Annotated in this window: 6 protein-coding genes and 1 riboswitch; of the genes, 4 read left to right on the forward strand and 2 right to left on the reverse strand. The window is 65.5% G+C overall.

Going from position 1 to position 10,125, the window contains the following annotated elements:
* Positions 1-25 precede the first annotated feature (25 nt).
* From BRAS3843_RS36315 to BRAS3843_RS36330, 4 genes are all read left to right on the forward strand, one after another.
* Positions 26-3,823: a hypothetical protein gene (locus BRAS3843_RS36315; protein ID WP_008974270.1), complete on the forward strand. Its 3,798-nt coding sequence runs from the start codon at positions 26-28 to the stop codon at positions 3,821-3,823.
* A 73-nt stretch (positions 3,824-3,896) separates the two neighbouring features.
* A riboswitch (cobalamin riboswitch) is annotated at positions 3,897-4,092 on the forward strand.
* Positions 4,093-4,311: 219 nt separating this feature from the next.
* On the forward strand, positions 4,312-6,483 hold the full coding sequence (locus BRAS3843_RS36320; RefSeq protein WP_008974271.1) for a TonB-dependent siderophore receptor: 2,172 nt from the start codon (positions 4,312-4,314) through the stop codon (positions 6,481-6,483).
* Positions 6,484-6,485: 2 nt separating this feature from the next.
* Positions 6,486-7,934, forward strand: coding sequence for a PepSY domain-containing protein (locus tag BRAS3843_RS36325; RefSeq protein ID WP_008974272.1), 1,449 nt, complete (start codon positions 6,486-6,488; stop codon positions 7,932-7,934).
* A gap of 144 nt (positions 7,935-8,078) precedes the next feature.
* The gene (locus BRAS3843_RS36330; RefSeq protein WP_008974273.1) at positions 8,079-8,315 is read left to right on the forward strand and encodes a hypothetical protein; all 237 of its coding nucleotides are present in this window, start codon (positions 8,079-8,081) and stop codon (positions 8,313-8,315) included.
* Between the two features lie 35 nt (positions 8,316-8,350).
* Here BRAS3843_RS36330 and BRAS3843_RS36335 read toward each other — a convergent pair whose 3' ends face one another.
* Entirely contained in the window at positions 8,351-9,319 is a 969-nt protein-coding gene (locus BRAS3843_RS36335) for a glycosyltransferase family 9 protein (protein WP_008974274.1), read from the reverse strand.
* 330 nt (positions 9,320-9,649) lie between these two features.
* Positions 9,650-10,125, reverse strand: a 476-nt coding sequence (gene fliP, locus BRAS3843_RS36340; RefSeq protein ID WP_035984022.1) for a flagellar type III secretion system pore protein FliP, incomplete at its 5' end; no start/stop codon positions are given.

Genomic DNA, 10,125 nt, shown 5'->3' on the forward strand with positions numbered 1-10,125 from the left:
ATTTCGAACTGGAAGTAGCTGACCCATGGTGCGCACGGCTCCCGTTGGATTGTGGTCGCAGCCCCGCGCGCGGCTGCTTGCGCTGCTCGTGGCCATCCTTTGCGGCGTGGCCGTGTCGACGGCGGCACGTGCCCAGCCCGTGTCGGGAGAGGCGAGCCTTTCGGCCGCCAACGGCTATGCCCGGCTGGTGCTCAAATTCACCGAGGATGTCGGCACCGAAGTGACCACCGCGGGGTCGATCCTTCTGATCCGCTTCGATAAGCCGGCCAATATCCCGATCGACCGCTGGGTCGAGTCCGCACCCGACTACATCTCCGGAGGCCGCGGCGATCCCGACGGTTCGGCCCTGCGCCTGTCGCTGTCGCGCAAGGTGCAGGTCAACACCATGGTCGCCGGCGAACGTGTTTTCATCGATCTGCTGCCCGACAGCTGGACCGGCGCGCCGCCGCCGCTGCCGGCCGAAGTCGTGCGCGAATTGGCCGAACGGGCTCGCGCGGCCGAGAAGGCGCTGCGCCTGCAGCGCGCCGAACAGGAGTCGAAGAAGCGTCCGCCGATCCGCGTCCGTGCGCTGGTGCAGCCGACCTTCGTCCGCTTCGTGTTCGAGGTCCCCGATGGCGTCGGCGTGTCCTCGGTGATGAACGAGCAGAAGCTGTCGCTGTTCTTCAGCGCGCCGCTGACCTTCGACCTGGCCGACGCCAAGATCGTATCACCGCCCAATGTCGCGGCGATCACGCAGAAGATGGAGGTCGCCAAGACGACGGTCGAGATCGGTTTGATCGGCGATGTCGATGTGCGCGCGTTCCGCGATGAGAAGACCTACAATATCGACGTCTCCTATGTGCAGCCGGACAAGCCGAAGGGCCCGACGGCGGTATTGCCGGACGCCTTGCCGGCTGCAAAATCCGCAGCCGCCAATGCTGCGCCTACGGAGAAGAAGGCCGAGTCACTGCCGGCAATCGTGCCGCCCACCTCGGAGACGATCGCGCGCGAGATGAACGCGCAGGCCAAGGCGCAAGGCACTGCTCCGCCTGCCACCGAACCGGCGGTCGCTCAGATGGCAGCTGCGCCGGCGATGGCGGAAACCTCGCCAAGGCCGCCCGCTGCGGCGCCGAGCCCGCAGCCGGACGCGGCGAAAGCTGAGCCTGTCAAGTCTGAGCCGTCCAAGTCTGAGGCCGTGAAAACTGAAGCTGCGAAGGCCGAAGCGACCAAGCCGGAGCCAGCGAAAGCGGAGGCTCAGAAGACGGAGCCACCGAAGGTCGATACGGCCAAGATGGAGGCGGCCAAACCGGATTCGATCAAGCCGGATGCCATGGCGCCGACACCCGCCAAACCGGCGGCCGCGGCCGGCTTATCCGTTGACAGCGCCGGCAGCTCGGCGAAGATCACGGCGCTGCGCGACAGCGAGGGGCTGCGCATGACCTTCGACTTCGATCGGCCCACGCCGGCCGCGCTGTTCCGCCGCGGCGACACGGTATGGATGGTGTTCGATTCGACCAGGCCGCTCGACGTCGAGCCGATCCGCGCCAAGGGAGGCGCTGTCATCGGCGAGGTCAACCGGGTGCCGCTCGACAAGGGGCAGGCGATCCGGATCCGCCTCAACCGGCCGCAGATGCACTCCTTGAGCAGCGACGACGGCAAGGGCCGGAGCTGGACGCTGTCCTTCGCCGACAAGGGCCAGACCACGCAGCAGCCGTTGACGGTGATGCGCAACGTAACCGACCCCGCGCTCGCCAATGTGATGGTGCCGCTCGCCAATCCCGGCCCCGGCCTGTTGCATCGGCTGACCGATCCGGATGCCGGCGACACGCTGCTCGTCGTCACCGCGCCGCCGCCGATCCGCGGCTTCATCAAGCGGCAGGATTTTGTCGACCTGTCGCTGCTCGATTCCATCCACGGCATTGCCGTCCGTCCGAACTCTGACGACGTTGCGGTCGAGATCGCGCCCGACAAGGTCATTCTGGGCCGGCCGGGCGGGCTGACTCTGTCCGCGATCGGCTATGCGCCGGAGCGCGCGGCGACCGCGGTGCGGCCGATGTTCGACATCGACGAATGGCGGCAGAATCAGACGCAGCCCTTCACTGCGCGGCTGGATGCGCTGATCAAGGCGTCCGCCACGGCCGAGCCGGAGCAGCGTGCCCAGGCGCGGCTGGCGCTGGCGCGCTTCTACATGGCGCGCGCGATGTATCCGGAGGCGAGGGGCGTCACCAATCTGATGATTTCAGACGGCGACCCCCGCACCGACGAAACCGCGATGCAGATGATCCACGCGGTCTCGAGCATCCTGATGGGGCGGCCGGACCAGGGTCTGAAGGACCTGGCGAGCCCGTCGATCGGCAACAATTTCGATGCGCAGATGTGGAAGGGGCTCGCTTATGCACGTCAGGGCCGATTTGCCGACGCGCGTGAGAAGTTCAAAAACGTCGAGTTCGCGATCGCCTCGCTGCCGCTCGAACTGCAGCGCGTAGTGACCACCGATGCGATGAAGGCATCGCTCGAGATCAAGGATTATGCTGGCGCCGCCAAGCGGCGCGCCGAGCTCGAGGTGATCGGCGTTCCCGCCGACATGCAGCCCGCCGTGGCGGTGTTGCGCGGCCGGCTCGCGGAGGCGATGGCGCAGGAGAAGGATGCGCTCGACGAGTACCGGTTTGCGGTCGCCTCGAACGATCGGGCCGCCGGCGCGGAAGCCAAGCTGCTGGAGATCAGGCTCCTGCAGAAGCGGAACGAGATCAAGCCGGACGAGGCGCTGAACCAGCTCGAGGGCCTGCAGGCGGTCTGGCGCGGCGATGCGGTCGAGGTGCAGACCCTGCAGATGATGGCGCAACTCTACAACGAGACCGGACGCTATGCCGACTCGCTTGGCGCGGCGCGCATGGCCACGCGGCTGATGCCCAATTCGGAAGTCGCGCGTAGTGCGCAGGACTCGGCTTCGACGCTGTTCTCGCAGCTGTTCCTCGCCGGCAAGGCCGACGACATGCCGCCGGTCGATGCGCTGAGCATCTTCTACGACTTCCGCGAATTGACCCCGATCGGCCGGCGCGGCGACGAGATGATCCGCAAGCTCGCCGACCGGCTGGTTGGAATCGATCTGTTGGACCAGGCGGCCGAGCTGTTGCAGTACCAGATCGACCACCGGCTCGAGGGGGCCGCGCGCGCCCAGGTCGCCGCCCGCCTGGCGATGGTCTATCTGACCAACCGCAAGCCCGAGCGCGCCATCGAGGCGCTGCGCACCACCCGTATCGCCGATCTTGCCGGCGAACTGCGGCAGCAGCGGCTGCTGCTCGAGGCGAGGGCGAACAGCGATATCGGCCGCTATGATCTCGCGCTCGACATCATCACCAACATCGCGGGCCGCGAGGCGATCAGGCTGCGCTCCGACATCTATTGGGCTTCGCGGCGCTGGCGCGAGGCGTCCGAACAGATCGAGCTCTATTACGGCGATCGCTGGCGCGACTTCCGGCCGCTCAATCCGGCCGAGCGCGGCGACATCCTCCGCGCCGTCGTCGGCTATGCGCTCGCCGATGATGCAATCGGCCTGGCGCGTTTCCGCGAGAAATATGCGCCGCTGATGACCGGCGAGGCCGACAAGCTCGCCTTCGACGTCGCCAGCAAGCCCGCGTCGGGCTCCAGCGCCGAATTCGCCCAGATCGCCAAGATGGCGGCGAGCGTCGATACGCTCGACGGCTTCCTGCGTGACATGCGGGCGCGCTTCCCCGATGCCACCGGCAAATCCCCTGACGCGAAGGATCTGGCCCGCCCCGAGCCGGACACGACCGGGAGCCTGCCGCAGATCAAGGGCGTGAAGCAGGCGGTGGCCGGCCGCTAGACTAATTCTTGGTGAGATCACCAAGCAGCGTCGAAGCGACGCACGGTTGGGCGTTGACGCTCTCCGGACTTTGTCCTTACCTGATCCGGACGGTTCCTCATCGAGGATTAAACGGGAACGCGGTGGGGGAGACCCGATTCCGCGGCTGCCCCCGCAACTGTAAGCGGCGAGCCTTTGCCGGATGCCACTGGGTTCTTTTCTTGCCCGGGAAGGCGGCGATAGGCGGTGACCCGCGAGCCAGGAGACCTGCCGTCAGTCGTGGTCACACGCGAGCACATCGGGCGGGGTGTCCTGGTGGAAGCCGTATTGCCGCGTCTTGAGCGGGAGCGGCTTGGTTTGCGGTGACGTGCCACGTTGCCGCGAGTCCGTCGATGAACTCAGCCGTCTCTGCCGCATCCAAGCGATGCCGTCTCTTGCTCTCCTGCGTTGCTTCGTCCTGCCTGTTTTGCTCTTCTCAAAGCTCGGCGCAAAGCGCGCCGCCCAGCCACATGCTCGAGCCCGTGGAGGTGACTGCGCCGGTGTCGTCGCGGGCGCGCCGCGCGGCGCGCAGCGACACCACGCGTCCTGAGCGGACCCATCAGCAGCGCAACGCTGCTCGCGTGACTGCAGCGCCACCTGCTGCTTCCGCTGCCGCGCCCGGCGCTCCAGCCTTCGCCGCGCCGACGCTCAACCTCACCGGCACCACATCGACGGGAAGCCGTCTCGGCCTGAGCCGCCTGCAGACTCCGGCCAGTGTCGATGTCATCACGGCCGAGACCATGGCCGAGCGCGGTCAGCAGAACGTCATCGACGCCGTGACCCAGAACGCCACAGGCTTCACCGCGAGCCCGGCGCCCGGCAATGGCAGTCTTTCATTCAACACGCGCGGCTTCACCGGCAACGGCTCGGTGATGACGCTCTATGACGGCACGCGGCTCTATGTCGGCTCCGGCACGCTGACCTTTCCCTACGACACCTGGTCGTCGGAGCGTATCGAGGTGCTGCGCGGCCCGGCATCGGTGCTCTATGGCGAGGGGGCGATCGGCGGCGCCGTCAATGTGATCTCGAAGCTGCCGCTGTGGGTCCAGCGCAACCAGGCCGAAGTCTCGTTCGACAGCAACATGACGCGGCGTATCGCCGTGGACAGCGGCGGCCCGGTCAGCAAGGACGTCGCCTATCGCATCACCGCCACCGCCAATGCCTCCGACGGCTGGGTCGATCGCGACAAGACATCGAATATCGAGCTGCATGCCGCGATCCAGGTGAAGCAGAACGAGGACGTCACCTGGACCATCTCCACGGATGATAGTGACCGCAAGCCCTCGCGTTATTTCGGCACGCCGCTGGTCAACGGCCGGCTGCTGGAGGCGCTGCGCTTCAACAACTACAATGTCGACGACAGCAACATCCGCTATCAGGACAGCTGGAATCAGGTGAAGACCGAATGGCAGGTCGCCGACGGCGTCACGATCCGCAATGCCCTCTATTATCTCAGCAGCCGGCGGCACTGGAAGGATGTCGAGAGCTACAGCTACAATTCCACGACCGGCCTCGTCGACCGCAGCGACTACATCGAGATATTCCACGACCAGCGCCAGATCGGTGATCGCATGGACGCGACCTTCCGCGGCCATCTCTTCGGCATGGCCAATGAATTCGTGGCTGGGTTCGACGTCAACAACATCAGCTTCACCCATACGAATAACTCGCCCTATGGCGGCAGCTCGTCGGTGCCGCTTGACGGCTTCGACCCCGGCGTCTTCAGCAGCCCTGACAAGACGAGGCCGGGCTTCAGCAGCACGACCAACCAGTATGGCGTGTTCGCCGAGAACCGCCTGGCGCTGACCGACCAGCTGTCGCTGATCGGCGGCATCCGGCAGGACGAGCCGACCATCGCCCGCACCGACCAGGTCAACCCCGCCAACAGCTTCGAGAAGACCTATCACGCCACCAGCTGGCGCGCCGGCGCCGTCTACATGCCGATCAAGGATCTGGCGTTCTACGGCCAGTATTCGGTCGCGGTCGATCCGGTCAGCAATCTGATCACCATGCCGGCGGTCAACCGCAATTTCGACCTGTCGACGGGCAGGCAGGTCGAGATCGGGATCAAGCAATCGTTCTGGGGCGGTCGCGGCGAGTGGACGCTCGCCGGCTATCAGATCGTCAAGAGCAATCTGCTCGCACGCGATCCGACAGACCCCACCAACACCAATCCGGTGCAGGTCGGCCAGCAATCCTCGCGCGGCATCGAAGCGTCGGTCGGTCTTGCGCTCGATCACGGCTGGCGCGTCGACACCAACACGGCCTTCCTGCGCGCGAAGTACGACGATTTCACGCAGGTGATCAACAATCTTGCCGTGAACTTCGCCGGCAATGTACCCGTCAACGTGCCGCAGACCGTCTCCAACATCTGGGCCACCTGGGCTTTCGCTCCCGATTGGTCGGCCAATGTCGGCATCCAGATCGTCGGCAGGACCTACGCGGACGCGGCCAATACAATAGCGATGCCGGCCTACAATGTCGTCAATGCCGGTGTGCAATGGAAGCCGGACCCGAACACGACGGTGTCATTCCGGGTCTACAATCTGTTCGACAAGGTCTACGCGACATCGGGTGATACCAATCAGTGGCTGCTCGGCATGCCCCGCACCGCTCAGCTCGCTGTCAACGTGAAGTTCTGAGCGTGCGCCGCGTCGTGATCCGCACCGCAAGGCGGTGGCTGTATATCAGCCACCGCTGGGTCGGCATTGTCACCTGCCTGCTGTTTGTCATGTGGTTTATGTCCGGCATCGTGATGATGTACGTCGCGTTTCCGAACCTCTCCGACAAGGAGAGGCTTGCGGCGCTGCCAGACATCGCCTGGGAGAGGGTGGAGCTGTCGCCTGACGATGCTATGAAAGCGGCGGAGGCCGCACGCTTTCCCCGCGATCTCCGGCTTTCGATGCTGGCCGAGGAACCGGTGTATCGGCTGACCGGCTGGGATGGCCAGCGGCGGACCATGTCCGCCATCGACGGCCGCGCTATCACGGCGATCTCCGAACAGCAGGCGCTGGCGGTGGCGCGGCAGCACCCGGCCAGCCGCGCACCGCAACTCGCCGAGATGGTCGATCGCGACCAATGGAGCGTGACGGCCCGCTACGATTCGTTGCGGCCGTTCTATCTGATCAAGCTTGGCGACGAGGCCGGCACCGAACTCTATGTCTCCTCGCGCTCCGGCGAGATCGCGCTCGACACCAGCCGCTCCGAGCGCGTCTGGAACTGGCTTGGCGCGATTCCGCACTGGATCTATCCGACCGTGTTGCGCAAGGACGGGCCGCTGTGGCGGCTCGTGGTTCTCTGGATCTCCGGCATCTGCCTGATCGTCGCCGTCAGCGGCATCTGGATCGGCATCCTGCGCGTCCGCCTCAAGCGGCGCGATGGGATGGGACGGATCACGCCCTATCACAGCTGGATGGCGTGGCATCATCTGACCGGCCTGATTGCCGGGCTCTTCGTGCTGACCTGGATGGTCTCGGGCTGGCTCTCGCTCGACCCTGGCGGCTATTTCGCCGACCGCAACACCGCGCGCGAGGCGATGCGGCGCTATGCCGGCCACGATGCGCCTGATATCGCTGCACGGCTGCCGACGCCGCGCCAGCGCGATGTGGTCGAGGCGCGCTTCGTCTGGCTCGACGGACGCCCGCTGATGATCGTGGCCACGCGCGACGCTGTGCGGACGCCGATCGACCCCGCATCGGGCGAGGCGGTTCGACTGGCGCCGGACCGGCTGTGGGTGGCAGCGACCAAGCTGATTCCGGACGCGCATCTGTCGGAACGCCAACTGCTTCGCGACTATGACGCCTATTGGTATGCGCATCACGGCGAGCGCGAACTGCCGGTTCTCCGTGCCGTGTTCGACGATGAGGCTCGGAGCTGGTTTCATATCAGCCCGGTCACCGGCGACATCCTGGGACGCACCGACCACAGTCGGCGCAGCTATCGCTGGCTGTTCAACGCGCTGCACAGTTTCGATCTGCCGCTTTTGTTGATGCACCGTCCGGCTTGGGACATCCTCGTGGTGCTGTTGTCGGCCGCGGGCGCCATCATCTCGGTGAGCGGGGTCGTGATCGGCTGGCACTATCTGCGACGCTGAGCGTGGCGCCGTAACCCGGGCGCAAGTAGATGCATCTACGCGCGCCTGCTCTCGACAGATGCCGGCGAACGCGGCAATTTGCGCGTGATCAAGGCGCCGTCGGCGGAGAGCCGCATCATAGGCGCTAGCGGAGGACATGACGGGATGACCAAGCCGACCAAGACCGAAGCCGAGCTCATCGAGATGGCCAAGGCGGAGCTGAAGGCGCACGCGGACTGTCCCGACGGGATGGCGATTTCGATCCTGCGCTGGGGCACGCGGTGGGAGTTTCGCGCCAAGGCCGATCCCGGCACCGCCTCGCGACCCGGCTATCCCGAATGCGTCGCCATGCTGGTGCAGATCGGCGATCATCTCAGCAAGCAGTATGATGTGGAGGGGTAGGTGGCGCGGTCGCGACCTGCAGCGGACGAGACTCCCTACAGGCAGGCCTGAAAGCCCTCAATCGCCTGCTCGAGCCAGCTCAGATCCGAGCTGCGCGGAAACCAGGCGTCCCGGGCGATCGCCAGATCATCGACGCTGCGCGCGAACTCCAGTCCGGGCGGAAGCGCGGAGGCCAACGCGATAGCGGCGCAGCGCGGATAGTCGCGCACACGCCATTCGGGGCGATGGGTCGGGAAAAACGCGAGGCATGGCACGTCGAACGCATCGGCCAGATGCACCATGCCGGTATCGGTCGAGACCACCCAGCTCGCATCGCGAACCAGCGCGCATAGCTGCTCCAAGCTCGTGAAGGTCGGTGCATGCACGACCTTTTGCGCAAGTCCGTCCGGCACCGCGCCTTGCGTGACCACGGGACCGACGGCTGCGACCTGACGCAGGATGCTGTGGTGGATGTCGTCGGGCATGTTGCGAAGCGGCATCGACGAGCGGGGACAGACGAGCACGTAGCCCTTGGGACATGCCGCTTGCTGCGCGGTGACGCGCGGCGCGAGCCAGGTATTTCGCTTCAGGCAGGACGGAACGAGTTGCGGTGCGACGCCGAGCCGACGCAGGAAGAAATCGACCATCGATGTCCGCTGGAAATCCGGATCGAATGCGAAATCGCGGATGTCGACCACGCCATCGAAATCTCTGGCTCCGACGAACCGCGTGTCCGGCGCCGCATGGCTCGGCGGCAACGTGTCGATCTCAGTGAAATTGGCGGCTTGGTACAGCGACTGGACCAGCGGGGGCAGAGCAGGCAGCCGGAAGAGAACGGGACGCAGCGGGACGGCTCCGATCCGTATCGCCAGATGCAGCGCCTGCAGGCCGATGATGCCGTCACCCAGCGTGCGCCCGAATCCGTTGAGGATGGCGACGCGCGGCGTCGCGGATCGCTTTTCAACGGACCTGGTAACGAGTGGAGGTACCGGGGAAGAAGCCGTGTGTTCGCATGGACGTCGCATGCCCGCAGAATGGGCGGGTGATGTTGCCGGCCGATTTCGGATCGAGCAGCGCTGGTTACGACTGAAATTCGTGCTTCTGGCTAGACCGGATGCGACTTTGCTGCAGATTCGCGATGATGCTCGCATAGGGCGCCGCCGCGCGCCAACCGCATCTCAATCAAGATGGAGCTTTGGATCCTCAGCTCGCGCCGGCAGCTGGCCGGATTCCTTGGCAAGGACGTGTTAGCTACGACCAGCTATCGCGACGCAGACATTGCGAGCAGTCTTAAACACCGACCAACTTGGATGATGCCCGGGCGAAGTGCCCCCGATAAGCACCACCCCAGACGCTCATCCCCCGTAGCTCTGCACCAGGCTTCCCGCCACCAGCGACCAGCCGTCGACCAGGACGAAAAAGATCAGCTTGAACGGCAGCGAGATCGTCGAGGGCGGCAGCATCATCATGCCCATCGACATCAGCACCGAGGCGACCACGAGGTCGATGATCAGGAAGGGCAGGAACAGCAGGAACCCGATCTCGAAGGCGCGCTTCAGCTCCGAGATCATGAAGGCGGGCACCAGGATGCGCAGCGACATCTCGTCAGGGGTCGCCGGCGGTGCTTCGCCGGAGAGATCCAGGAACAGCTTCAGGTCCTTCTCGCGGACGTTCTTCTGCATGAAGCCGCGCAGCGGCACTGCGGCGCGCGTGAGCGCCTCTTCCACGGTGACCTGGTTCTCGATCAGCGGTCGCACGCCCTCGTCATAGGACTTCTGCAGCACCGGTCCCATCACGAACGCGGTCAGAAACATCGCCAGCGCGATGATCA

This window comes from Bradyrhizobium sp. STM 3843 (assembly GCF_000239815.1).
GTDB lineage: Bacteria > Pseudomonadota > Alphaproteobacteria > Rhizobiales > Xanthobacteraceae > Bradyrhizobium.